18 protein-coding genes and 4 pseudogenes are annotated in these 23,314 nt (G+C 68.1%); 9 read left to right on the plus strand and 13 right to left on the minus strand.

Going from position 1 to position 23,314, the window contains the following annotated elements; all coding sequences use genetic code 11:
- Positions 1 to 541: 541 nt before the first annotated feature.
- From ADK36_RS20665 to ADK36_RS20675, 3 genes are read right to left on the minus strand one after another with little or no spacing between them, the layout of a single operon-like run.
- The gene (locus ADK36_RS20665) at positions 542 to 1,426 is read right to left on the minus strand and encodes a hypothetical protein (protein WP_053198551.1); all 885 of its coding nucleotides are present in this window, start codon (positions 1,424 to 1,426) and stop codon (positions 542 to 544) included.
- Positions 1,423 to 3,828 (minus strand): WD40 repeat domain-containing protein, encoded by a 2,406-nt coding sequence (locus tag ADK36_RS20670; protein ID WP_048579137.1) that lies wholly within the window; start codon positions 3,826 to 3,828, stop codon positions 1,423 to 1,425. Before ADK36_RS20670 ends, ADK36_RS20665 begins: the two co-directional genes overlap by 4 nt.
- Positions 3,825 to 5,849, minus strand: a complete 2,025-nt coding sequence (locus tag ADK36_RS20675) for an ATP-binding protein (RefSeq protein ID WP_053198553.1) — start codon at positions 5,847 to 5,849, stop codon at positions 3,825 to 3,827. The genes ADK36_RS20670 and ADK36_RS20675 overlap by 4 nt, the downstream gene beginning before the upstream one ends.
- A gap of 962 nt (positions 5,850 to 6,811) precedes the next feature.
- On the opposite strand from ADK36_RS20675, the gene ADK36_RS20680 reads away from it, so the two are divergent.
- The 4 genes from ADK36_RS20680 to ADK36_RS20695 all read left to right on the plus strand — a co-directional run bounded on the left by ADK36_RS20680 (position 6,812) and on the right by ADK36_RS20695 (position 10,299).
- Positions 6,812 to 7,453, plus strand: a complete 642-nt coding sequence (locus ADK36_RS20680) for an ABC transporter ATP-binding protein (protein WP_078916006.1) — start codon at positions 6,812 to 6,814, stop codon at positions 7,451 to 7,453.
- Positions 7,454 to 7,482: 29 nt separating this feature from the next.
- The gene (locus ADK36_RS20685; protein WP_159029069.1) at positions 7,483 to 8,265 is read left to right on the plus strand and encodes an ABC transporter permease; all 783 of its coding nucleotides are present in this window, start codon (positions 7,483 to 7,485) and stop codon (positions 8,263 to 8,265) included.
- A gap of 154 nt (positions 8,266 to 8,419) precedes the next feature.
- Positions 8,420 to 9,013 (plus strand): hypothetical protein, encoded by a 594-nt coding sequence (locus ADK36_RS20690; RefSeq protein WP_048579139.1) that lies wholly within the window; start codon positions 8,420 to 8,422, stop codon positions 9,011 to 9,013.
- A gap of 5 nt (positions 9,014 to 9,018) precedes the next feature.
- Positions 9,019 to 10,299 carry a wax ester/triacylglycerol synthase domain-containing protein gene (locus tag ADK36_RS20695; protein ID WP_159391174.1) on the plus strand — a complete coding sequence of 427 codons (1,281 nt, stop codon included), beginning with the start codon at positions 9,019 to 9,021 and terminating at the stop codon, positions 10,297 to 10,299.
- Positions 10,300 to 10,316: 17 nt separating this feature from the next.
- Here ADK36_RS20695 and ADK36_RS20700 read toward each other — a convergent pair whose 3' ends face one another.
- From ADK36_RS20700 to ADK36_RS46395, 9 genes and pseudogenes are all read right to left on the minus strand, one after another.
- Positions 10,317 to 11,387: a polyprenyl synthetase family protein gene (locus ADK36_RS20700; protein WP_053198557.1), complete on the minus strand. Its 1,071-nt coding sequence runs from the start codon at positions 11,385 to 11,387 to the stop codon at positions 10,317 to 10,319.
- 92 nt (positions 11,388 to 11,479) lie between these two features.
- Positions 11,480 to 12,556 carry a polyprenyl synthetase family protein gene (locus ADK36_RS20705; RefSeq protein WP_053198559.1) on the minus strand — a complete coding sequence of 359 codons (1,077 nt, stop codon included), beginning with the start codon at positions 12,554 to 12,556 and terminating at the stop codon, positions 11,480 to 11,482.
- 599 nt (positions 12,557 to 13,155) lie between these two features.
- Positions 13,156 to 13,710, minus strand: a complete 555-nt coding sequence (locus ADK36_RS20710) for a hypothetical protein (RefSeq protein ID WP_159391175.1) — start codon at positions 13,708 to 13,710, stop codon at positions 13,156 to 13,158.
- Positions 13,704 to 14,198 carry a hypothetical protein gene (locus ADK36_RS20715; RefSeq protein WP_053198560.1) on the minus strand — a complete coding sequence of 165 codons (495 nt, stop codon included), beginning with the start codon at positions 14,196 to 14,198 and terminating at the stop codon, positions 13,704 to 13,706. The genes ADK36_RS20710 and ADK36_RS20715 overlap by 7 nt, the downstream gene beginning before the upstream one ends.
- A 27-nt stretch (positions 14,199 to 14,225) precedes the next feature.
- A complete protein-coding gene (locus tag ADK36_RS48905; RefSeq protein WP_159029071.1) occupies positions 14,226 to 14,462 on the minus strand; it encodes a hypothetical protein in 237 nt (78 codons plus the stop codon).
- An 83-nt stretch (positions 14,463 to 14,545) separates the two neighbouring features.
- Entirely contained in the window at positions 14,546 to 14,821 is a 276-nt protein-coding gene (locus ADK36_RS20720) for a hypothetical protein (RefSeq protein ID WP_159391176.1), read from the minus strand.
- Between the two features lie 385 nt (positions 14,822 to 15,206).
- Entirely contained in the window at positions 15,207 to 15,797 is a 591-nt protein-coding gene (locus tag ADK36_RS20725) for a hypothetical protein (RefSeq protein ID WP_159029072.1), read from the minus strand.
- Between the two features lie 303 nt (positions 15,798 to 16,100).
- A complete protein-coding gene (locus ADK36_RS48910; protein WP_159029073.1) occupies positions 16,101 to 16,376 on the minus strand; it encodes a hypothetical protein in 276 nt (91 codons plus the stop codon).
- An 845-nt stretch (positions 16,377 to 17,221) separates the two neighbouring features.
- Positions 17,222 to 18,246 (minus strand): annotated as a pseudogene (locus tag ADK36_RS46395) (IS110 family transposase); the annotation flags it as partial.
- 271 nt (positions 18,247 to 18,517) lie between these two features.
- On the opposite strand from ADK36_RS46395, the gene ADK36_RS20740 reads away from it, so the two are divergent.
- The 3 genes from ADK36_RS20740 (at position 18,518) to ADK36_RS50270 (ending at position 21,178) form a co-directional block, all read left to right on the plus strand.
- Positions 18,518 to 19,402, plus strand: a complete 885-nt coding sequence (locus ADK36_RS20740; RefSeq protein WP_048579147.1) for a LysR family transcriptional regulator — start codon at positions 18,518 to 18,520, stop codon at positions 19,400 to 19,402.
- Positions 19,403 to 19,475: 73 nt separating this feature from the next.
- Entirely contained in the window at positions 19,476 to 20,537 is a 1,062-nt protein-coding gene (locus tag ADK36_RS20745) for a tartrate dehydrogenase (RefSeq protein WP_048579148.1), read from the plus strand.
- 332 nt (positions 20,538 to 20,869) lie between these two features.
- A complete protein-coding gene (locus ADK36_RS50270; protein WP_048579149.1) occupies positions 20,870 to 21,178 on the plus strand; it encodes a hypothetical protein in 309 nt (102 codons plus the stop codon).
- A 118-nt stretch (positions 21,179 to 21,296) separates the two neighbouring features.
- Here ADK36_RS50270 and ADK36_RS51225 read toward each other — a convergent pair.
- A pseudogene (locus tag ADK36_RS51225) lies at positions 21,297 to 21,443 on the minus strand (helix-turn-helix domain-containing protein); the annotation flags it as partial.
- Between ADK36_RS51225 and ADK36_RS46405 the strand changes: the two are divergent.
- Both ADK36_RS46405 and ADK36_RS20755 read left to right on the plus strand, forming a co-directional pair.
- Positions 21,443 to 21,948, plus strand: a pseudogene (locus ADK36_RS46405) (aminoglycoside phosphotransferase family protein); the annotation flags it as partial. The pseudogenes ADK36_RS51225 and ADK36_RS46405 overlap by 1 nt on opposite strands.
- Positions 21,949 to 22,091: 143 nt before the next feature.
- Positions 22,092 to 23,136, plus strand: a pseudogene (locus tag ADK36_RS20755) (IS701 family transposase); the annotation flags it as partial.
- Positions 23,137 to 23,314: the final 178 nt, after the last annotated feature.

The raw sequence follows: 23,314 nt of genomic DNA on the forward strand, positions 1-23,314 counted from the left end.
CCCGGCCGCCCCGGCCAGTGTCCTGGCGGCGCACCGGGCAGAAACGGCGGCCGGGACGGCAAACCACCGCTATGGCGGAAACCCGCCGTCCCGACGTTGACTTTCGCAACACGCCCCCGTCCCGTACTTCACAGGTCGCCCCGGACGGCATCACGGCCGCGCAGCTTCACCAGGCCATGCCCGGCGGCGGCTTCTCCATCGCCCAGCTCGCTCACACCCTGCAAACGTCCCCCGCCCACGTCGTCTACCTGCTGTCCCAGCACCCCGTCGACTGGAGCGGGCCGCGCTTCCGGCGTACCCAGCACACCGCCACCCGCGTACCGCAATGGCGCGCCTGGTACGAACAAGGCGATGTCTCCCTGCAAGACATCGCCGACCGCGAAGGAACCAGCTTGGCCACCGTCCGCCTCGCCCTACGCAGGAACGGCGTTGCCATGCGCTTCTCAAAGGCCCACACGACGACCCAACGGGGCGCCCCCCCGCTCCCGCCGATCACTGACTCTTTCAGCGTTGCCCCCGCTGGACAGGAGCCGCCCCTCTCTCACCGTTGCAGCCCTAGGTACGGGGTCAGTGTGGCGGCGGTGGCTTTGCAAGACAGGTAGTTCTTCGCGTGGTGGAATCCGAAAGTCGGGTGAATGGGATCGGTGAGGTCCTCGCCAATCCCGGTGAAGGCTCGGGCAAGCCGGGGCGGGATGGCCACCGGGTCTCCGGGATCGGCGATGTTCACCCACCGGGCCACACCGGCCGGCCGCACGCCGAGGCGGGCGGGCGGGGCACCGGCGGGAGCGGGGACAAGGCGGCTGAAGACGCCGTGTGGCAGGGCGAGGGGCGAGCCCATCGTCACCAATAGCTCCACCTGGAGTTCGGGGTGTGCGTGGAGGGCTTCGTACGTCACCACGGTGCCCAGCGAGTGGGCGAGGACGACCCGGGGGCGGTGTTGGGCGATGCGCGCAGCGACCTCCTCGCGTACTGCAGCGCGCACTGGGGAGTCGACGTCGGCCAGGTAGATGGCCACCTCACGGAAGAAGACCCGGATGAAGAGCTGGGTCAGCCGACCGTCCAGGCTGAACCTTTCCGCCACCCATGAAGCGGCATACCGAAGCGGCATCGTCAGCGCCCCCTGGGCGACAGGCCGGGGCGCCCCCAGACACAGCAACCAAGCCGCCATCAACTCCTTGGCCACCGGATCCTGCAACTCCTCCGTATCTTCCGAGCCCTGAACGGTGGGACCTGGGTGGAGGAGGTGTGCGTAGTAGGCGAAGTCGAGGGCCAGGCGGGCTGTTTCGATCCCCATCCCGTCGGCGAGGTGGCGCGTCCAACTCTGGATGTGTCCCGCGCGTACGTCCTCGGCCGTGGCGCGGGCATCGCGATATCCCACACCATGAACGGCCACAACGGTCAACGGCTCTCCGCTGCTCCTGCTCATCGAAGTCTCCTGAGGACCGGTTCCAGGGTGAGGGCAATGACTTCAGCTCCCATACCGAGCACGACCGTGCCGTCCGCGGCGATCTCCGCGCACTTCGCGGCGCTGGGGAGCGTGAGGACCGTCAGACAAGACCCGCTGCTGAGGTCCCAGACCCTCACCGTGGTGTCGTCACTGCCTGTGATGGCGATGGGGCGACCTTCCACCACCGCCGCCGCCACGGCGTCCACCTGGCCGGCATGGCCGGTGAGAGTGTGGATGACGCGACCGGTGACCAGGTCCCACACCCGCACCGTGGAGTCGCCGCCGCCTGTGATGGCGACGGGGCGACCTTCCACCACCACCGCCGCCACGGCGTCCACCTGGCCGGCATGGCCGGTGAGAGTGTGGATGACGCGACCGGTGACCAGGTCCGACACCCGCACTGTGGACTCGCGTATGTGGGTGAGGGCGTTGGTGACGGGGGCGATTGCGACAGTTCGGCCGTCCACCACCGCCGTTGCCACCACCTTCGCCACACGGCCGAGGGTGTTGAGGGGGTGGGTGGTACGGCCGGTGGCCCGGTCCGACACCCGCACGACGCGGTCGCCATCGGTGGTGATTGACACGGTTCGACCGTCCGCCACCGCCGTTGCCACCGCTTCCGCCAACTCGGTCCGACCGGTGAGAGGGGTGGCACGGCCGGTGGCCAGGTCCCACACCCGCACTGACTCATCGATGGCGCGTCTGAACGGTCTGTCATCGGAGCTGACTGTGATGACGACGGGCCGGCCGTCCAGCATCGCCGTCGCGATCGCCTGCACCCTGCCACCGGGGTTGAGGGTGTGGATGGTTCGGCCGGTGGCCAGGTCCCGCACCCGCACAGCACGGTCACCGCCGGTGGTGACGGCGACAGGCCGGCCGTCCACCACCGCCGCCAGCACCGCCGTCACGTTGTAGCTGTGACCGGTGACAGTGGGGATGCCAGCGTCGGTGGTCAAATCCCACACGCGCACCCTGGAGTCGTGGCCGCCGACGCTATCCCAGCCGGTGGTGATTGCGACGAGCCGGTCGTCCACTGCCGCCGTTGCGATCGCGTCCACGCTGCCAGAGAGGCCGGTGAGGGTGCGGATGGCACGGCCGGTAGCCAGGTCCCACACCCGGATCGTGCGGTTCCGGCCACTGGTGACAGCGACGGGCCGGCCGTCCAATACCGCCGTCGCCACCACGAGCACCGGGCTGGTGTCGCCGGTGAGGGTGTGGACAGCACGGCCGGTCGCCAGGTCCCACACCCACACCGCGTTGGTGCCGCTGCCCGTGACGGCGACGGGTCGGCCGTCCAACACTGCCGTCGCTACCACCGGGTTCGGTACCGGGCTGGTGTCGCCGGTGAGGGTGTGGACAGCACGGCCGGTCGCCAGGTCCCACACCCACACCGCCCCGTCGTAGTTAATGCCGGCAACTACGACGGGACGGTCGTCGACCACCGTAGTCGCCATCGCTCGTACATCACCGGTATGGCCGGTGATGGTGTGGATGGCACGGTTGGTGGCCAGGTCCCACACGCGCACCGTGCGGTCGTAGGTGCCGGGGCCGGCGACCTGCCGGTCACCCTCCCACACCCGCACCGTGCCGGTGTCACCTGTGAGAGTGTGGGTGGCACGGCCGGTCGCCAGGTCCCACACCTGCACCGTGCGGAATTCTCCGGCGGTGATGACGACGTGTCGGCCGTCCACCACCGCCATCGCCACCGGGCCATGGCCATTGATGACGGCGACGGGTCGGCCGTCCACCACGGCTGTCACCACCGCGGCCGCCCGAACGCTCAGGGTGTGAGTGGTGCGGCCGGTGGCCAGGTCCCACACCCGCACCCCGTCGCCGCTGGCGCTGACGACGACGGGACGACCGTCCACCACCGCCGTCGCCATCGCGTCCACCCCCGACAGTTCCACCCCGCGCACCCTGTAGGTGTGGTCGGTGAACGTAGTAACGAGTGCGCTCGACACCTCGGTACCGGTCGCCCACACCGGCCTCCAGTCGGTGTTGCGGGCGAAGTCGTAGCTGAGGTCTGCGGCCTGGAATCGGGCGGCGTCGAGGGCGAGAATCTGCCGGCGTTCATCGGCGCCCAGATCTCGGTGGACGTCCTGAGATGCACGGTAGACCGCGGCTGCAATGCGCGCGTCAGGGGTGGTTGCCTGGCGCAGAGCGGCGGTCACCGTCTCGGGGTCGGCATGGACGAGGAAGCCTGGATCCTGGAGGAGTTCGTCCGCCAGTCCGGCACTGGCGGCGTGTTGGGCGGCGTGGCGCACCAGGTATGGTTCGGCGACGTGCCAGGCGGGCCGTTCGTTGGCCGTGCGAGGCAGTGAGGCGATGAGCTGCCGGAAGATGGCGTCGGCGAATGGCTCCGGGCGAAGTGCTGTGGTCATGGGAGCTGCCCCTGTTCCTGTGGGCCGAAGGGGTCTGCCCGTAGGTGTTCGGCGAGACCTTCGTGGAAGAGCCGGTACAAGGTGGTGCCGTCGGTGTCGATGTCCTGGCGCAGGTAGAAGCGCACATGCTCCAGTACTTCCTGGACCCGCCACGAGGGCAGGGCATCTGTGCCGTGGGTGAACACGGCGGCGGCGTTGGCGATGATGCGCTCGGGCATACCGGAGCCCCTGGCGTGGGCCACAGCGGCCAGCACTGCGCGGACATCGGGCTGATCAGCGCGACGGGCAAGGTCGAGTTCAAGGAGATCAGGCAGATCTCGGGGTACTTGGAGGCCGAGGTCCCGGGCGCGGCCAGGGTCGCGTTCGGTGGGCAAGGTCAGTACGTGATGCAGGTAGAGTCCTGCGACCAGGAACTCACCCCAGCCCAAAGGCTTCGGCTCATCCGGTGAGACCTCGCACAGCGTCGGATCGCCCTTGCCGGTCAGGCGTTCCGCGATGCCTTCGGCGAGCGCGTTGGCGGCGTTCACGGTGTCGCGCGCGGCGTAGGGGGTGTCGTCGGCGAGCAGGTCGCCGACGTACCGCCGGACCGCCTGGTAGATCTCGTCCGGTTGGGTGTGGTCGAGGTTGATCAGCCCGTCGGCCTCCTGTGCCAGTTGCAGCAGGGCGGTGAACGGCGGCTCGGAGCGAGTGCCGACCAGAAGTCGTATCCCGATATGGCCGGCGAGGGCGGCGCGGGCCAGGGGTAACAGCAGGGCCTGGGTGATGTCGTCGGGGCGTTCGGCTTCGTCAAGCCCGTCGATCACCAGCGTGTATCCCCCAGGGCCAGCGAGTCGGAGGAGCTGCTCTGCCTCCCAGCCGTCGGCTGGCCGGTCCTTGTCCCTCGCCCCCATCTGGCGCGCGACGGAGTCAGCTATCTGGTCCAGATCACGGCGCCGCGCATGCACCACGGCGAGCCGGTCATTGCACGCCGGTTTGACCGGCAACCGGAACCACAAATTCCGCGCCGATTCGCGCAGCTGGGGATGCGCCGCGCACACCAAAACCCCGAGCAGACCCGATTTACCGACCCCCGGTTTCCCGGTGACAACCCGGAAGCCACTGCCCTCACCGTTGAGCCAGTCAGTCAGAAGACTGACCTCCCGCTCCCGGCCGTGAAAATATCCCTGCCCCAGGCCGCGGTCCAGCGGTTCACTACCAGCACCCCGCAGCATGAAATGACGGGCGTCGAACGCCTCGTCCACCAGGGAGGCGATTCCAGGGTCGACCTCGGACAAAACACTGGACGAGCGGCCGTTGTAGAGGGGGTTAGGGAAGAACGGCAGTTCCTCCAGATCCTCAACACGCTCGATGAAAGCCACGCGACTACCGTCAACCAGTTGCTCGAAGCCTTCCTGAGCGCTGAGACTTGCCACCTCACGGGCGATCTCACGCCCCACCGTGGGAAGCGGAATGTACGGGTAGGACCGGTCCACCGTTGATGTGCCGTCACGGTAGTTCCCCAACACGGTGCGCGTTGCCCGGCTCAACCGGTAGTCGAACGCCCGGTCCTGGGACCCAGTCGCGGCGATGACCCAGGCACGGCGACGGCCGGCGGGCATCTCCTGATGCCAGGGCAGTGTCGCAGCCACCCCGGAATGACACAGATCCAGGATGAACAGCGTCAGCGGCCGCGGTTTGTCGGGATGGGATTCGATCAGGCTGATCCACGACGACACCGGATCATCCAGGTTGCTGCCGTCCACGCCCACCACGTGCAGGCCTCGCTCGCCGGTGTCGGCCAGCCGGCCATGCGCGACGAGATGGACGATCAGCACCTCGGCCGGGCTCTTCAGGGCACTGCGGATCTCCTCGCCAAGATCGATCTCGGAGTCCGCCGGATGGTGCTGGCGGTAGCCGAACTCGCGCACGACCTCGGACACGTACGCGGCATGCTGCGGAGCTTTGAGGAGGGGATCCAGTGCATCCAGAGGCGGCGGGCCCTCATGATTCGGCCCCTCCAGCGAGACACCCAGGGCCAGCACTCTTCTGTCCGTAGCACCACTGCGACTGCCGCCCTCATCCATACCCCCTGGCCCACTCCTCCAAGAATCACGCATGACCCGGGACATCGACGCAGCCCTGCGGGGACTCTCTGTGAAGTGCCCTCTCAGTCCCGGCACTTGTCGCAATGATCCAACCTCACGGGCTTATACGGCAATCGCTTATACCAGAGCACCCTCCAACCTCCCCTCATCGACTCCCGCTATTGCGATCCGGAAGATTCGGTCACGATCGTGAGGCCGTGTGGCCCGGCAAAGGGCAAGACACCCTGTCCGTCCGCTCCGAGTTGCCGGTCATCCCCTACGGTCAGCCCGAGGACTCGGACACGACCGTGAGACTGAAGGCTTGGGACACAGCGTGTGACACCGGATGCAGGCGCAGGTCACAGCGCCGCCGTAGGACGTGAGCCGCGAGAACCTACAGTTGTGGGATCTCAATTCCCGTGTCATTTTCTCCGCCGCAGTCTCACGCCAATGGCATGCCGCAGGTCAGCGGCTTGCATCGTGTCCCGTCTCATCGGAACTGGCAGGTTCTCAAGGAACCGGGTCGGATTCTCAAAGGGAGTGTCGCTGAGGGCTCGATTCTCACGACACCTGTCAGTTCCGCCACTCGGGAGGGTGAGGATCTCCGCTGCTGCCCGGTCGATGTCCATCGAGGAGCCGCGATCGATTGAGACGCCGCGCCCCGGCCGTCTCAGTCAAGTTGGCAACGCCGCAGCTCCCAACAAGATCAGTCGAACGCACCCAATCAGCACCGAGCCGACGTGTATCCATTCGTGTCCTGTGGGCTGCCGTGATCGTTGCAGGACTGGGCCCGGTCCGGGCATCGCCGATCCTTGAGTGAGCTGTAGGACCGATGGAAGCCGAGAACGTGACTGCGTTCGGTCGGACAGAGGGCTCGAGAACTTCTGGGCCGGGGGCGCAGCTATGTGGAGGGTGCAGTGGTGAGCTCGCTTGACCCGGTGCTGCGGGTGCGAGGTGTGCGGAAGGGCTACCGGCAGCGTCCTGTCCTGCGCGGAGTGTCGCTTGACCTTCCTGCGGGTCAACTGGTGGGCATCGTCGGTGAGAACGGCGCCGGTAAGAGCACCCTGCTGCGCATCCTGGCCGGAGATCTCGTCGCTGATGGCGGTGTAGTGGAGCGGGCGGGCCTGCTGGGCTGCTGCCCGCAGGACACCGTGCTCCACCAGGCTTTCACCGTCGAGCAGCACTTGCAGTTCTTCCAGGCCGCCTACGGCATCAGCAGCCTGACCAGGTCCTTAGAGCTGTTGGAGCGGTTGAACTTCAGCGACTACCGGCACGAACGGGTGGGCGCGCTCAGCGGCGGCACACGCCAGAAGCTCAACCTGGTCCTTGCCCTGATGCACGACCCTCAGGTGCTGCTCTTGGACGAGCCGTATCAGGGCTTCGACTGGGAGACCTACCTACGGTTCTGGGATGTGGCAGCCGACTTGCGGGACCGGGGCTGCGCGGTACTGGTGGTCTCCCACCTTGCCTACGACGCCTCCCGCCTGGACACCCTGTACCGCCTTGAGGCTGGCGTACTGCAGGAGACGGAGCAGACCGAACCGGGGAGGGTAGCGGTATGACGCGGTGGTGGTCCTGCTTCCGTACGGCCTTGCGGTTCGCGCTGATCGAGCAGGCCCGTAACCGGCTGGCGCTGCTCATTGTGGTCTTGTTCGTGCCGCTGTGGACCACGCTGGCGTTCACGGTGGTGGCGTCTGCCCCCTTGCGGTTTCGAATCCGTCCGGTCGGCCGCACGGTGGTCATGGACGGCAATATCCTGCTCCAGATCAACGGCGCGCTGCAGGCCCTGTCGCTGGTCATCGCGTTCATGATGTTCGTCGCCACAGTCCGCTCCGCACCGTTCGATCAGCGCCTGGTGCGTGCCGGCTTTCCCCGGTCGTGTCTCGCGCTCGCCAAGTGCAGTGCGCTCCTTCTGGTCGCGGCCGTGGTCGCTGCCTACACCACCGCGTGGATGCATTTGTTCTGGCGGCCTGAGCAGCCCATGGTGCTCGCCGCGGGCATGTTCACCGGCGCCCTGGTCTACGGCGGTATCGGGATGGTGCTGGCGGCCGTGGTGCGCAGCGAGCTGGCCGGCATGTTCCTCGCCATCATGATCAGTTCTATTGATCTGGTACTGCAGAACCCGCTGATCAACCCGGACGCGGACAGTCTCGTGGTGCGTTTGCTGCCGGCCTACGCCGCGGTGCAGACCTCGGTGGCTGCCGCCGGTCTGCGGGTGGTGCCGGCCAGTTGCCTGCTGCTGGGGGGAGGCTGGGCGGTGGGCATGGCCGCGCTGGGCATTACCGCCTTCGCCGCCCGGACCCGCACCCGCCTCCCGCGCGCGGGGGCCAGGGCAGCGTCGACGGGCGTCGAGCATGCTGCGCCGGTGTCGTGACCGGCCCGGTGCGAGTGTCGTTTGGACGATGAACGCCGCGCACGGCGACAGCGTGACCATGTGAGGGACGGGGGGCTTCAGGGTGCCGGACGACGAGGCTGCGGCTGCTACACCGCTCGCATCAGCCGCGCCGCCCGACCAAGGGAGCTTGGCGGTGCAGGAGTTGGTGCCTCGAACGGAGGCGCGCTGGGCGTGGCTGCTCAGTGACGGCGGCGAGCCCCGGAACTGGATGCTGCTCGTGGCCCCGCTGCTGGGCTGGCACGCCGATGGCTGGGCCGGCATCGGCTGGGGCGTGGTCGCGGCGGTGTTCACAGCGGTGCTGCCTACGTTGATCCTTCGGTTCGGCGAGCACCGCCAGTACTGGGGAGACCGGCATGTGCGGCGGCGGCAGGACCGCATTGTGGCGGCCCCAGGGGTGATGGCCTCGGTCATCACCGGCACCGCACTGCTGTATGGGCTGGATGCTCCCGTCGAGGTGACGGCGCTGGTGGCGGCGATGGTCGCCGTTCTGCTCGCCCTGCTGGTGATCACCTTCTTCTGGAAGGTGTCGGTGCACTCCGCCGTCGCCTCCGGCGCCCTCGCCATTCTCGCAACGGTCTTCGGCCCCTGGTTGCTCGTGCTGGCTCCCGTGGTGGTGCTGATCGGCTGGTCCCGCATCCGGCTGCGCTGCCACACCGCCGGCCAGGTCAGCGTCGGGTTCCTCATCGGCGCGGCCGTCAGCTCACCCGTCTTCGACCTCGTGAGGTGATGGGCATGAACCCATTTCCGGCTCCCAGTCCCGCCGATCTCGTCCTGGTCGAGGCTGAAGAGCTTGCAGAGCATCCGGATGCCAACGCGAGGATCGGGGCGGTACTGCACCTGACCGGCGCTGTGCCCGATCTCGCCGGCCTGCGCGAGTACGTCACCGTCCGTCTGGGCGGCCTGCCCTGTCTGACGCACGTCCTGACCGGCAACGGACCGACCGCACGGTGGATGCCGGCGGACCCGGACATGACCCGGCACATCCGCGCCCAGCACGTCGGCGGCGATCCGGAGGCTCTTGAGACGGCAGTGCGTAGTGCGCTGCGAGAGCCGTGGCCGGAGGGAGCCCCGGCCTGGCGCATGATCCTTCTGCACGGTCACGTGCCCGACGGGTTCGCTCTGCTGTATCTCAGCCACCACGCCGTTCAGGACGGCGCCAACATCGTCGCGGTGATGGATGCGCTGTTCGGTCCGCGGGCGCTGCCTGAACAACTCCCCGCGCCCGCCCGGGACGCCTCCCGGACCCCGCGGGCCGACCTGCGCCAAACCGCCCGCAGCACCGTGAGCCTGCTGCGCCACGCGCGCCGGCACCGCCTGTGGCAATCGGCCTCGCATCCGCTGTCGAGCCGCCGCCACCTGCTGTGGGCCCAGGCTCCCTCCGCCGGTCTGCGCGCCGCGGCCCGCGCCGGCGGGGCCAGCATCAACGATGTCTACCTCACCGCTGTGGTCCACGCGATCACCCAGTGGGCCAAGGACGCTTGGCCCCGCGCCGCCGGCACGGCGATCCCTGTCATGATTCCCGTCAACGTGCGCACGCCCGACGAAGTCGCGGCGCCCGGCAACCGGCTGTTCCTGACCCGGATCGATCTGCCCGGCGGCACCATGCCGGTGGACCGGCGCCTGGCACGCACGCGGGCCGTCACCTCTGTGCTGAAGTCCGCCGGACACAAGACGGTGCTGAGAGCGGCCCTCACCCGGCTTCCCCGGCGACTGCTCCAGCTTCTCGTGGACGCGAGCACCGTCCCGGGCCGGCTCACCATCTGCGCCTCCTACCTCGTGGTGCGCCAGCCTCTGCACTACGGCGACGCGGCAGTGCACCGCATCGACCCCATCATGTGCTGCCCGCCCGGCGTCCCCCTGGCCGTCGTGGCGGCGACGTACGAAGACACCACCAGCGTCTCCTTCCGCATCGACACCGCCCTTCCCGGCGCCGACAGCCTTCCCGAACGCTGGCGCCAAGCTGTCACGGAGCTGACGCGCTCGACCCCGCCACCCCAGGGCAGCACCCCGTAGGCGCCTGAACGGGCCCGTCACCGGGTGCGGTTGACGCTCCACAGCGGCACGTGTTCGAAGAAGGTGACCGCCTCCTCCCGCCACCGTGACCGCCAGCCGGCGGCCACCTCGGTGGCCTGCTCCGCACAGCGGCGCATGTCCGCCTGCATCCTGCCCGGCACACCGCGGCGCTCCCCGATCTCCCGGACGGCGGCGATGGTCTCCGGCGGGCAGGACGGGTCGCCGAGCCCGGCCTCCACCACGCGACGCTCGGCGTCATCGACGGCCGCCAGCAGGGCGCTGACGGTGTAGCTGTGCTTGCCGTCGCGGATGTCGGTGCCGGTCGGCTTGCCCATGACGGACGCGTCCCCGAACAGATCCAGGTAGTCGTCGCGCATCTGCCCGCAGATTCCCACCAGCCGCGCATACTCCCGCAGCTCCTTGTCGAAGAGCGCCGGCTGCTCGCCCACGGCCAGGAGCCCGAGTTGCATGGGCGCGAGAATCGAGTAGCGGGCGGACTTGTAGTCGGCCACGCAGTGCAGGACCTCCTCGCCCGGCGCGGCGGCGAAGTCGCGTTCCAGATCCACGATCTGGCCCACGAACGTGTCTGCCGCCGCCCGCGTCTGCACCTCGACCATCGCCTGCCGCACCGCCACAGGCGCCTTCGCCTCCAGCAGCACCTGCAGCGACAGAGCTAGGGCGAGGTCCCCCGCGAGCACGGTCAGACCAAGGGCCGCCTGCGGCTGGCCGGGAAACCGCTCACGGTAGGCGTAGTAGGTGGACGGGCCGCCGCGGCGGGTGGGGCTGTCATCGATGAGATCGTCGTGCACCAGGCCGTGAGTCTGCAGCAGCTCAACACTCAGCGCCGCAGCCTCCAGCCCCTCGACCGGCTCCTCCGTCACCAGACGCGCCGCCTCATGCAGCAAAACCACCCGCATCCGCTTCCCGCCCCGCAAGGACAACTCCCGCAGCAACCGCAGGCACTCCGGAGTGAAACGGCTGAACGACGGCGCACCCAGCCCGACGCTCAACGTGTCGAAGTACTCCTCGAAGAGCGTGTTGAACCAGCGCTCATATCCAGAGACACGATCGAGAACCTGCTCGGTCATCACGAGTTCTTCCTGCTCGGGAGTCGGGTGACACCGCTGTAGACGTGCGACGGTTGACGTTGGGTGCCCTAGGGCCGCGGTCGCAGCAGGGGTCAGGAGGTGTACTGGGTCGCCTTGACCGCCAGCCCACGCAGAGCACGATCCGCGGCCGGCGGGAAGCCGGCCCCGTCCAGGACGCGCAGGACGTGTTCGTAGCGGGAAGTGATCATCCGCTCGGTCTCCTCGCGTGCCCCCGTCGCGAACAGGATGTCCCGGATCTCCGCCGCGTCACGCTCCTCCAGGTCGGCACAGCCCACCAGCCGGTCAAGCCGCGCCCGCTGGACCAGGTCAGCATTCTGCAGGCCCAGGGCCAGCAGAACGGTCCGCTTGCCCTCCCGCAGGTCGCTCAGGCCCGGAGCGCATGCGCCGTCCGGGCTTCCGAAGACGTCCAGCAGGTCATCCCTCAGCTGGAACGCCTCCCCCAGCGGCAAACCCAGCCCGGTGAAGACCTCCATCGTGGCCTCATCGGCCCCGGCGACAGCAGCCCCCAATTGCAGGGGCCGCTCGATCGTCGCGGTGGCGGTCTTGTAGCGGATGATCCGCAAGGCCGCCTCGACGTCATCGGCGCTACGGCCGGTACCCATGACGTCCAGGTACTGCCCGTACATCACCTCTTCCAGCATCGCGTCATACAACCCATGGACAAGCCGCTGCCGGCCGGCCTCGATCGGAGCGGTGTGCAGCAGCTCCTGCGCCCACGTCAGGGCCAGGTTGCCCACCAGCAACGCGCCGCCCGCACCCAGCCGCTCGGCCCGCTCGCCAGCTCCCAGCCGGGCACGCATCACACGGTGGACCGCGGGCCGCCCGCGGCGGCTGGCCGAGTCGTCCATGATGTCGTCGTGGATGAGCGCGAAGGCCACGAACAATTCCAGCGACGCCGCCACCCGAACCGCCGATGTCACATCGTCATGGCCACCGGCGGCGTGCCAGCCCACCACGCACAAAAGCGCCCGGATCCGCTTCCCGCCAGCCGCCAGGAAGTCGCGCACGGTCTCCACCACCTCCGGCGGATGCCCCCGGCCGGCCGCCGCACGAGCCTTCTCGGCCAAGAAGCTTTCAAGCACCGCATCAACCTGGCGCTGCACCGCGCGCAGGTCGATCGCTTGCGCGTCGACCACACCCGACGTCACGACTCACCACTCCCAACAAGGGGAGCCAGCTTCATGAGGGCGGACGAGAATGGGCGATAGCCGTCCCCTGACTCAGGGTTCTGACGACAGCCGAGGCCACTGTCTGGCCGCGTCACCCATTTGGTCTGCATGATCCGTCCAACGACCCACACCGCTGAAGAGCACGCCCGGCGTGGCCACCTCCCTGACTTCGACCATGGGCGGGGTCTCTGGCCTGTACGGGGTGGTGGCCCGACTTCCAGAGCGACGACAACCTCGACCGGATCCTCGCGGCGTCCGGCACCGCCGCGAGCAGTACACCGCATCTGCACGGCGCCCCAGTACTCCGCCTCCGGGGGCTCGCGTGCATGGCACCGCGGAGACCGTGCGGAAATGCCACGTTCGTGAGACTGAGCAGCTGTGCAGTCGACGTGAGACAGCGACAGAACCAGTGGCCGGCGGGCATGGCCTATGCCAAGAGCCGCGAGGTCCTACACCAATTGTGGAATCTCAGACTCCGTGGCCGAATCTCACGACCGATGGCCACTTGGCGGCCGATTGGCCACGAATCAGAGACCGGCTGGTCAGCCTGTTGTTCGTTCTCACTGCAGTCATTGTTGTCAACCGGTCGAAGGTTCCTGGAGTTGGTCCCACCGCTCTTCCACCGTGACGTGAGAGGGGAGCAGCCTCACGAGCGCTTGCCCCAACGTGGGATCGTGGTCGCAGACGAATGATCGGCTTCCATTACGCCAGTCCAGCCGCAGCGATGTCTCCACGTAGCCGCTTGCCGTGTCGCCGGAGTGTGCAACCCCCACCGCCGTCACGTCTGCGATGCGCACCGTCCGCACGTCCGCGCGGCTTTCCAGCCGGACCTGCGCCTTGGTGAACTCGACCACGCGCACGACGTACCGGCTCCTGAGCAGGCCGGTGCAGACGGTCAGCGCCAACAGCCCGCCGAGGATGAGGAACTCCCCGGGATGCGTGGGATCGTGGCGCAGCCACCGGAAACCCGCCACCCCCAGCCCGCCGAGCCACACCAGGCCGGTTCCCACCACGACGGGTGCGAAGTAGGGGACTTCGCACCGCAGCGACTGCTCCGCTTCCACCCCTTCACCATGACCGGCCCCGTCGAAGGATCGCAACCACTGGCGAGGCTGGGACGACCAGGTCAGCACGCCCCTGCGAGAACGGTAGGACAAGCTCGGCGACGACGGATCGCGACAGCGCCGAGAGCGACCACACCAGCCACGACGGGCAGTCCCAAAAACAGGGCCACAGGGTGGAGCAGTGTATCGGCGAGGGGGTTCGGGTCGGGGTCGAGGTTCTGCGCGATAGCAAAAATCGCCCACCCCGCCCAGAATGCGAAGAACGCCGCGAGAAACGCGATCGGCAACAGCGAGGCAATCTGCTGGTACCTGCCTTCCACTTGAGCATTTTCGGTTTCGATCCAGCGGGCTCTCCGGACTGGTCGCCAGTAGGTCCGGTGGAGGAACAACAGGACTAGCAGCAGACATAGCAAGGCAACTGATACGAGCATTCCATAGAACTGGGCGTCGTCGTTGGGCTCGTTATTTTCCCAGGCTATGGAAGCGATGATCGGCCCGAGGAAGGAAGCCGGGACAGCGATCCAGAAGTACAGGTAGGTCCGGATGACCTCGACCAAGCGGAGGCGAGACCTGCCGACGAACTCTTACTCGATTGTCGTGTGGATAGAAGAGAACCCACCCTCTTCGGTGTTCTTGCCTTGCCGCACGTAGTAGCGGCCCAGCGGGACGACCGGCAGGATGAACACGATCCAACAAGTGGCGAAGAAGCAACCGCTGCCGTCCGGACGAGAGTTGTGCAGCAGTGTGGTCCCCATAGCGTTGTAGGTCCCTAGCGAGGGCAACCTATCGCCTGAGGGCAGCGGATACACGGGATCGGGCATGGCCGAAATGATATTCACGCCGTTGGGGACGGGTCCCGACATCGGCCTGTCTGCCGGCCGAAGGTTCGCCTGCAACACGCGTTTCAAGCGAAATCCTCATGGGCGTCGGCCGTCACAGGCCGGGGCGCTGGACGCTGCGCGGAACGCTTGGCGTAGGCGTCTTCAGCCTCAACGACGCAGCGCAGGAAGGGACCGAAGGCCGCATCGCCCATCTGAATACGAACGGCCTCCAGAACGATGGCAGCACAGTCGAGGTACGCCACGTCTTGCCCATCACCGAACGCTTCGCGCAGGGCGGTGTCCCGGCACAGGGCGTAGCAGGACGTGTCACTGCTGAGGTATCGCTGGTCGGCGGTCACTGCGCTGCGGGCGATCTGCGCGAAGACGCCATGGCCTGTCAGGGCGCTGACCGTGCCCAGCAGGGCTCGGCACCTCCGCATCCTGAGGGAGCGTCACCCAGGCGTCCTCGCCCGCCGCGGGGTCTGCATAGGGCCTGACAAGCCGGTGATCGAGTTCGTGTCGGTAGAGGAAGTCATGGAGGTCCATGGCGGATGGCTACCGGCTCCCACGCCGAACGGCGCTCACCCGACACCATCGCCGCAGGCGCCGGTTCACCTCTTCAGCCGACGCGATCCGCATGTGGGTCACACCGGCAGAACGACCGACACTGCCGCAGCGACGATCGTGACGGCAGCGCCGCAAACTCGGCCCACCATCCGGGCTCCACACCATGCGCGGCGCCGGCTATCTGCTCCGCTGACGCCGGAGCGTGATCATCCGGGATCGGGGCCGGCGACGCCGACGTAGTACCCAACCGCCAAGGCCCGATACCCGGGGGGTCCGCTGGTCGAGGACGGTGAGATCCGGTCGACGGCGACGGGCCTGCGCCACGATGACCTCGGCGGTCGCGGACAACCACAGCAAGTGGATGGTGGCCTGCGGCGGATCGCCGAACTGCAGGAAGTCCCACGGCACCAACGTTGGTCCCGGCCCGGTATCGGCGGGATCGATGTCGGTGTGATCGAGGGTGTACACGCGAACGGGGTTGGCGTCGCGCCATGGCACCAGGCGCGGGACGGACCACCATTTCGCCGACTCGTAGATCCACACGCCCTCGCCGTCCATGGCTAGCACGCGTCGGCGTAGCGCGGCGTTGCCCGGGCGGATCCCGGCGAGCACCGCGACCATCCCGGGCAGGCCCACCAACAGGACCGCGGCGAACAGCGCCCCCAGAAACGAGCCAAGGTCGTCCACGGGCCGGAACACCTCGGTGATCCACCATGGGCTGGTCGGCACCAGGAACCCCAGCCAGCCCAGGCTGGCGATCAACAACACGCCGCTGAGGAGACCACCGATCCGCAGCCGCCACCGAACCACGAACGTCCCGCGCCGGGCCGGACCGCGCGCAGCAGCGCCCGCCGCCCGCCGCCGTCTCCCTCGCTGCTTCACGCTGCCCAAGCATCTACGGCGGGACCGGGACCGGTCCCGGGTTCGGAACAACGCACCCATCCGAGAACCCGACTATGTGAATTGCGATGGTGGCTGAACTTCATGACGCTCGGCCACGGTGGTTGTGGCTGAGCCACTCAGTCACAGGTGTGGACTGGGCCCTTCAGTTGGCCGCTGGGCGTCCCACCGTCACACGGCCTGGAGCCACTCCGGCGGCTGATCAGTCGAGAAGGTTTCCGCGGAGTCTGGTGCGTCTTCGAGCGGCCACGCCAGCACTCGTCCATCGGGTAGGTGAATCTTGAGGTCGTAGTGCGATACGCCGCCGACTGCAGCTCGTGCGCGGGCGCGTATATGGGCGAAGTCGAGCGTCAGCTCGTTGGATGGCTCGGGCACACCCAGGACGATGACGGTGGGAATCAGGCCCGTTGCGGACGGGGCACCGAACGATGGAAGTTCGTGGTGCAAGGCGAGTTGGTCCAGTAGCCAACCGGATCGACACGCAGCTCCCGATGTACAACCGTGTGCCGGAGCTCCGTGGTCGAGGCATACGTCTTCATCGAGCGCCGTCGTAGCGCGCAGACAACCGCTCCTCACCCCATGTGGCGTAATCCGGTCGCCGCCCGACCGTCCCCAAGGTTCCGTGGGAGGGCGGGCATGAGGGCAGGAGCACACACGTGAGCGAACTGGACGAAGACGCGACAGCGCAGCGCTGGCTCACTTACGCAGTCCACGTGGTTGTGACCGCGCTTCCGTTGCGACTACGACCGATGAACCGTCGGCCGCACCTCGTTGGGGCGTGCTCACTGGGGTGTCACGGCATCGAAGCCGAGCGGGGAACCGACGGAATTCGCCGACCTGCTGAAACGCAGCCCTGGGGTGGTGGGCATCCCGTGAAGGACTGTGGAATCTCCCACTGAACTGCGGTACGCCTGATCGCGATGTGGTGCGGTCCACCGACGCACAGACGAGCTGTCTACGGCATGGGCAACTCCACCTGCTGACCGATACTCACCGCCTTGAGGGACCCCAGCCGCGCGTCGGCTGGGGTCCCTCTCTTTCGTGGACTCTCTTCGTGGGTACGGACCGAAGCCCTATGACGCCACCGGGGATCCGCTTGCCGGGCGTGGTGTGCCGTGAATTCCGCAAGCTTCATCCGGGTCACCGGTCCCTGTCGCCCTCTCCGTCGCCCTCCTCGACCCGTCGCCTTCCTGCTGCGACTACGCGAGCGCACCCTGACCATGAGCGAACGACCCGGACACACACGGAACTTGACCAAGCCTGCCGCCAGGCAGATTGGAGAAGGCTCAGTTGCGGATGCTGATGAGGGCGGACGTATAGAAGACCCGTCGCAGGCCGCGGTGGTATCGCTTCGGCCGGTGGAGGTTGCCACTGACGCGTCCGGAGTCCCGAGGCGCTGGAGCAAGGCCGGCGAAGCCTGCCAGACGGTCGGACGTGGCAAAGAAGGCCAGGTCGCCGTGAGTTGCTGCCAGAAACTCGGCTCCCGGCAGAGGGCCGATCCCGGGCAAGCTGGTGATCACCGGTGCAAGTTCGTGCTGACGAAAACGGCTTTCGATGAGCATGTCGACCTCGGCGATCTTCCCGTTGAGGGACATCACTTCCTTTGCCATGGTGTGCACCAGCTGGGCGATCGCCTTCTCGCCGACAACTGCGGTGTGCTGCCGTTCGGCCGCCTCGGCGGCGGCCCGCGCTAGCGTGGCAGCGCCGCGGACCCTGCGGTTGCGCAGCCAGGTCTCCAGCCGGCGGGCACCCGTACGGCGGATCGCGGCAGGCGTCTGGTAGCCGGTCAGCAGCATCAAGGGACCGGTGTTGGTCACCTCCAGGGGACGTTCGAGTGCGGGGAAGATACCGGTCAGGCTCCACGCAGCCGCTTGACAGCGCGGGTGCGGTCGCACACCAGATCAGTGCGGCGGGCCGTGAACAGTTTCAGCTCCACCGTGGCCTCGTCGCCGGGGCGCACTGGGTTCAGATCACGACGCATACGTGCCTGATCAGCGATGACCAACGCATCGCGCGCATCGGTTTTGCCTTCCCCGCGATAGCTGCCGGAGGCTCGGTTGACGACACGGCCGGGGATGTACGGCAGATGCTGGCCATGGTTGACGAGCACGGCGACGAGCAGGGCCGCACCGCCGTCGGCCAGGTCGACGGCCCAGGTTGTCTCGTCCCCCAGAGCCGGTACGTCGGCGAGAAGTTGCACCAGTTCAGGCTCGTCGTTGGCCACCCGGCGCGACAGGGGCTTGGCACCTTCGGCATCGAGGACTACGCAGTGGTGGTGAGTCTTGCCGGCGTCGACACAGTCCCATATCCGGCTCATCGTGCTCCCGAGCGTCGTCGTGTCAGCGCAACCCCGCAGACGACCTCGCCGACGTTGTCCTACTCAGCGATCTCCTCGCACATCCCAATCAGCGGCCGAGTCGTCGCGGGGTGTCGAGCGGCCAAGTGTCCCTAGCCACCGAGGGCAACGCTTCGGTGAGGATTACGGCCAGGCCATCGGTGGTCCGTACTTCGTCGAGGCGATCCTTCACGCAACCATGGTCGGGACCAATCGAGTCGTCGGCTGATTTCTTGAGGGGCAGAGGGCGCGTATGGACATTCGGCAGCTGGAGTACTTCCTTGCGATTGTTGATCGCGGGGGGTTCAACCGTGCGGCGTCCGCTCTGTACGTGTCGCAGCCGTCGCTGTCGCAGGCCGTGCGGGCACTGGAGCGTGATCTCGGCTCCGAGCTGTTCCATCGCATCGGGCGTAGGGCAGTCCTGACGGAGGCCGGAAGGGCCCTGATCGAGCCTGCCCGGGAGGCCGTGCGGAGTCTGGAGACGGCGCGGGCGAGTGTCGCGGCGGTGCATGAACTGCGTGAGGGGCGCCTGGATGTGGCGTCGACGCCGTCGCAGGCGGTGGAGCCGCTGACGACCTTGGTGAGTGCCTTCAGCCACCGGTATCCCGGCGTCTCCGTGGCCATCAAAGCGGCGTTCACCTCGCGCGATGTGATCGACATGGTGCGCACGGGGGCCGTGGAGTTGGGGCTCCTGGCGTCCGCCGGGCCGGTCTCCGGCAAGGAGGTCGTCTCACATGCGCTGGGGCGGCAGCGTTTTGTGCTGGTGGTGCCTGCCGACGGCCCGTTCGCTGATCGGACGGCGGTGGAGTGCCGGGAGCTTGCGGGACAGCGGCTGATCGTCGGGCAGCCGGGTACCGGGATGCGCGCCTACGTCGACGCGCTGCGGGAACAGGGCATCGAGTTCACCGTCGCCGCCGAGAGCGAGCACCGCGTGTCGCTCATGCCCCTGGTACTGGCCGGGGTCGGGCTCATGGTCGTCACGGATGCCTGGCGGGACGTCGCCCGGCGACTGGGCGCCCGCGTCCTGGACATCGAGCCGGAGACAACACTGGATATCGCCCTCGTCAGCCGCCGCGGCAGCCTGTCGCCCGCGGCCGCCGCGTTCGTCACGGCCGCCACCTCGGCCGCCGCCCGCTGATAGGCACCCCTTATAAGGGAGATCCGCTTTGCGTCTTGGACGCCCCACGGACCGCCTTGCTGCAATCGACGGCATGACGACGAACCACCGCATTGCCCTGATCCCCGGCGACGGCATCGGCGCCGAGGTACTGCCCCCGGCACAGCAGGTGCTCGATGTTCTCGGCCGCCGCCACGGCTTCAGCCTGTCCTACACGTCGTACGACGACTGGTCGTGCGAGCGGTACCTGCGGGAGGGCGCCATGATGCCCGCCGACGGGATCGACCAACTGCGCGACAAGGACGCGATCCTGCTGGGCGCGGTGGGATACCCGGGGGTGCCCGACCATGTCTCGCTGTGGGGGCTGCTGATCCCGATCCGGCGCAGCTTCCGCCAGTACGTCAACCTCCGGCCCGTCCGCGTCTTCGACGGCATCGACAGTCCGGTGCGCGGCGCGCGGCCGGGCAAGGTCGATTTCGTCGTCGTGCGGGAGAACATGGAAGGCGAGTACAGCGAGGTCGGCGGCCGGCTCAACAGGGGCTTCCCGGACGAGATCGCCGTGCAGGAGGCCGTGTTCACTCGGGCCGGCGTCACACGCGTGCTGGACTACGCCTTCACGCTCGCCTCCCAGCGCGGCGGCCGCCTGACCTCCGCGACCAAGTCGAACGGCATCGTGCACACCATGCCGTTCTGGGACCAGCTCGTCACCGAGCGGGCCGCCTCGTTCCCGCAGGTCGCCTGGGACCAGGAGCACATCGACGCGCTCGCGGCCAAGTTCGTCCTCGAACCGGCCCGCTTCGACGTCGTCGTCGCCTCCAACCTCTTCGGCGACATCCTCAGCGACCTCGCCGCCGCGGTCGCCGGATCCATCGGCATCGCCCCGGCGGCCAACCTCAACCCCGAGCGGGACTTCCCGTCGATGTTCGAGCCGGTGCACGGCTCCGCGCCCGACATCGCGGGCCAGGGCGTCGCCAACCCGCTGGGCGCGATCTGGTCCGCGGCCATGATGCTCGACCACCTCGGCCATCCCGCCGCGGCCAGGGACATCACGGACGCGATCGCCTCGGTCCTGTCCAAGACCGATATCCGCACCCGTGACCTGGGCGGAACCGCGAACACCGCCGAGTTCACAGACAAGCTGATCGAGCTCCTTTGAGCCATCTCCCCTCGGTGGGCGGGAGGGACGACGCCGCCCACCGCTCACCGTGCACTCCCGCGCCCTCTCCCCTTTCCCGAGCCGCTCCCCCTCCCGAGCCGAACCCGCCAAGCGCGCTGGTACAAGCAACTCTGCTTCTGGGTCCTGACCGCCATCGTCGCCGGCATCCTCACCTGCTGGCTGTGGCCCTCGGTCGGCACGGCGGGAGGAGTTCGTCCTCGTCCTGGGCACCTCCTCCTCCGAAAGCGCCCTGCCCCGGCTGATGATGAAGTCGGCACCGTCCCTGCCGCCGGCATCATGCTCAAGTCGGCACCGTCCCGGCCCCCGGCGTCATGCTCATCTTCGGCATCGACGAGTTCATGTCCGAGTGCCGTGCCCTGACCAACCTCGCCGGCAACAGCGTGGCCACCCTCGCCGTCGCCCGCTGGGCAAACGTCCTTGACACCGAACGCGTCAACCGCGCCCTGCGCACCGGCAAGCCCCGCCCCGAACCGCTCGGCACCCACCCACGTCCCGGGTCCTCGTCGCGCCATGCCCGGGAGGAGCGTAGGCCGGATGCGTACGCGCGCTTGGGCGCGGCCGCAACAGGCCGGGCCCAAGCTCGCCACGGCATGAGCCGCCGTGCTGAGGTGGGAGGTTGACGACAGCGTGACCGGGCTGGATTCTGCGTGCTGGGCAAGGTGACACGCGTACATCACAAGGCGTCTCCCTCTGGCACCGGTCGCCGCAGGCTACTCCGCGTGACGACCGGCGTGCCGGTCATGCGCCGGGAACAGCTGTTTCTTGCGCGTCCAGGACCAGCACCGCGACGTGCAGGGACGTGCGCTGCAGCCCTGATTCCAGGTCGCAGCCGAGGAGCCGTTCGATGGTGTGGAGGCGCTGGTAGTACGCCTGCCGGGACATGCCCCCGGCTGCGTGAGCAGGCCGCTGTCTGGGAGGAGCAGTTGTGCAAGGACGCCGAGGAGCTGCCGCATGCGCTGCCGCGTCAGGTGCTGGATGCCGCCGTGGGGACCGTTCGGGAACTGGGCCGGGCCCAGCCGGACACCCTCATCCATGGCGACCTGCATGCCCGGAACATCCTGCGTGCCGGCCGAGAGCCGCGGCTGGCTGTCGACCCCAAGGGGTACGTGGGAGATCCCGCCTACGACGGCGGCACACTGCTGAAGTCCCGCGCGCTGACGCTCCTGGAAGCGGATGACCTGCGCAAGCTGTCCACCGCGTCTTGGACGTCTTCGCAGAGGCCGCGGAACTCGACCGCGGACGCGTCCAGCGGTGGGCCCAGTTCCATGCCGTCCAGGCTGCGTTCTGGGGTCGCCGTCACGGATTTCGTATCGCCCGCAGTGGACCACGACGGGACTGGCTCACCGAATTCGCCGACCGCCTGGCGGAGTTGCTCACCGAACGCTCGTAGAGCGTGATCATGCCAACCGGGTCCGGTGGGTGGCCGAGTGCGGCCACCGTTGATCATCGTGAGCCGTGTGGACCGACGATGAGATGGTGGCCGCAGGTCACAGCATAGATCTCGCCCGATGGCGGGAGGCGTTCGCGGCGGCCATGGGCCGCATCGCGGGCCGGTTCGCCCGATACGAACCCCGCGTGCGAGCCGGGCGGCTGCTGCTGGGCCTGCCGTCGGACCTGCCCCGCAAGAACTGCTGGACGATCGCGGAGTGGGCCGGGGAGGCCGGCCCGCACGGTATGCAGCCATCTGTTGGGCCGGGCCGTCTGGGATGCCGATGCCGTCCGCGACGACGTTCGCGAATACGTCGTCGAGCACCTCCACGACGAGGCCGCGGTGCTCGTCGTCGACGAGACCGGCGACGTGAAGAAGGGTTTGCACACCGTCGAGGTCCAGCGCCAGTACACCGACACAGCCGGACGGATCGAGAACTCCCAGGTCGCGATCTACCTCGTCTATGCCGGCGCCCTGGGACACGCGGCCGTGGACCGGGAGTTGTACATCCCGCGTTCCTGGACGGGTGATCCGGATCGCTGCCGGGCGGCGGGGCTCGGCGAGGACACCGTCCTCGCGACCAGGCCGGACCTGGCCCTCAGGATGCTCGAACGGTTCTGGGAGGCTGGACACCGCGTCGGCTGGGTCACGGGTGACGAGGTCCACGGCGGCAACCCGAGACTGCGCGCGGCGCTGGAGGGGCGCGGCATCGGCTGTGTCCTTGCCGTGGCCTGCTCGGCCGAAATGGCCACGGGCGCAGGGAGGTTCCGCGCCGATGCCCTGGTAAAGAAGGTGCCGAAGCGGGCCTGGCAAAAGGTCTCCGTCGGACGCGGCGCGAAGGGACAACGGTTCTACGACTGGGCCGTCGTCGACCTCGTCGCCCCGACGCCGGGCAGCCACCAGCTCCTGATCCGCCGCAGCCGCACCACCGGCGAACTCGCCTATCACCGCTGCCACTCCACCGAGCCAGTCCCGCTGACTGTGCTGGTCAAAACCGCTGGTTCGAGGTGGCGTGTGGAAGAGACCTTCCAGGCCGAGAAAGGGCTGGCGGGACTCGACGAGCACCAGGTCCGCCGCTACCGCTCTTGGACCCGCTGGGTCACCCTCTCGATGCTCGCCCACGCCTTCCTCGCGGTAGTCCGTGCCGACGAACACGCCCGCAGCCCCACCCCGGACGGCCTGGTCCCGCTGTCCTGCAACGAGATCCAGCGCCTGTTCATCACGCTCACCGTGCAGCCTCGCCACGACATGGCCTACCGGCTCGGCTGGTCGCACTGGCGGCGGCTCCATCAGCAGCGATCCCTCACCAGCCCTCCGCAACGCCTGA

It is taken from the genome of Streptomyces viridochromogenes (assembly GCF_001270495.1).
Taxonomy (GTDB): domain Bacteria; phylum Actinomycetota; class Actinomycetes; order Streptomycetales; family Streptomycetaceae; genus Streptomyces; species Streptomyces viridochromogenes_A.

Bases quoted from the DNA above. Each gene is read 5' to 3' on its own strand.
- ADK36_RS20665 (WP_053198551.1), bottom strand. From the start codon at position 1,426: ATGAGCAGGAGCAGCGGAGAGCCGTTGACCGTTGTGGCCGTTCATGGT.
- ADK36_RS20670 (WP_048579137.1), bottom strand. From the start codon at position 3,828: ATGACCACAGCACTTCGCCCGGAGCCATTCGCCGACGCCATCTTCCGG.
- ADK36_RS20695 (WP_159391174.1), top strand. From the start codon at position 9,019: ATGAACCCATTTCCGGCTCCCAGTCCCGCCGATCTCGTCCTGGTCGAG.
- ADK36_RS20700 (WP_053198557.1), bottom strand. From the start codon at position 11,387: ATGACCGAGCAGGTTCTCGATCGTGTCTCTGGATATGAGCGCTGGTTC.
- ADK36_RS48905 (WP_159029071.1), bottom strand. From the start codon at position 14,462: ATGCCCGATCCCGTGTATCCGCTGCCCTCAGGCGATAGGTTGCCCTCG.
- ADK36_RS20740 (WP_048579147.1), top strand. From the start codon at position 18,518: ATGGACATTCGGCAGCTGGAGTACTTCCTTGCGATTGTTGATCGCGGG.
- ADK36_RS20745 (WP_048579148.1), top strand. From the start codon at position 19,476: ATGACGACGAACCACCGCATTGCCCTGATCCCCGGCGACGGCATCGGC.
- ADK36_RS50270 (WP_048579149.1), top strand. From the start codon at position 20,870: ATGCTCATCTTCGGCATCGACGAGTTCATGTCCGAGTGCCGTGCCCTG.